1 protein-coding gene is annotated in these 1262 nt (G+C 35.8%); it reads right to left on the minus strand.

Annotated elements, in window-relative coordinates; translation table 11 throughout:
* A partial coding sequence (locus tag WKT17_RS16215; RefSeq protein WP_340273707.1) for an ArsR/SmtB family transcription factor occupies nt 1-913 on the minus strand: 913 nt, incomplete at its 3' end.
* Nucleotides 914-1262 lie beyond the last annotated feature (349 nt).

Raw genomic sequence — 1262 nt, forward strand, 5'->3', positions numbered from 1 at the left:
CAATTGTCATTACCAAATCTTGTCTGTAATCTCCCCAATCTTTTCCGAATAAATTAAATCCTCCCACATATGTTGCATCATTTTTATTTCCGATTCTTACTTTTACAAATACATTAGACATTAAATCCAATTCATCAATTGTCCGATTGGCAACTTTCTCTCCGTTAACATAGCATCCGTTTTTATCCACTTCCCATGTCGTCCATAATCCGTACTGACTGCTTCCGTCAGGCCAAATAGAAGAATTCAGTCTTCCTCTTTTTGCACCAAAATCGCCAGGACTTGTCCAGGTTCCACATTCCTTTTCATTAATCCATACAGTTATATCTGACTTCCAATCTTCTCTATATCCAGGAGCTTCTGAGCAAATTTCTGCTAAAAAGCAAATTTTTTGGGGAGTCTTTTTTTTGGGAACCTCATTAGGAAACTTATATTCTACATAACCTGCAGAAGTCCAGAGAATTCCTGCTTTTGATTTCTCGGGATAGTAGAAACACTGTTCCATATCTTCATTTCCTACAACTCCATTGAGAGACCATAAACCGCAGGTTGGTTTTACTTTACATCCGGTAAATGCCCCTACAGGCATTTCTATACTTACAATCTCAGTTACAACTGCTTTTTTTCGTACAAGTCCAACATGCAAATAATCCACTTTACGTGTACACAGTTTGGTAGTTCCTCTGGTACCCGGCTGTTCCTCCATACGAATCAATCCTGCTTTTTCTAAAATTTTTGCATGAAAAGCTGCACTTGAAGCTGGTAAATTCATTTCTTTTGCTATTTCTCCAATAATTAAGCTTTTATCATACAAAAGCTGTAACATTTCCAATCGCACTGGAGAGGCCAGAGCTTTTCCTAAATCATATACTTCTTCCATAGCTTCGATATCATATTCTCTAAACTTTGCCATATCTTCCCTCTTTACTTTTATCTCGCTTTTTAATCTACAGATACGTTTTTAGTCAGACCATTCAGATTATATTATAAGTACATTCTAATGATTCACTAAGAAAAATACAATCCACAATCTCTCTTATATTTTTTCTTTTTCTTCGGCATAACGCTAAAAGCAGTTATGAATACAGTGTTAGTGCGGTTTGCCTGTATAAAGAAAAATAAAAAAAGTAAACTCTCAAAAAATTTAAAAGAAACGGTTGACAACACTGTTTATAAGTGTTATATTACAGATAGAACAAGAGAGGAGGTACCAAGAGGAAACAAATAAGGTACCGAGTCTCAGAGTTCCGAAATCGACACTC

Source organism: Blautia sp. HCN-20427 (assembly GCF_037890365.1).
Taxonomy (GTDB): domain Bacteria; phylum Bacillota; class Clostridia; order Lachnospirales; family Lachnospiraceae; genus Blautia.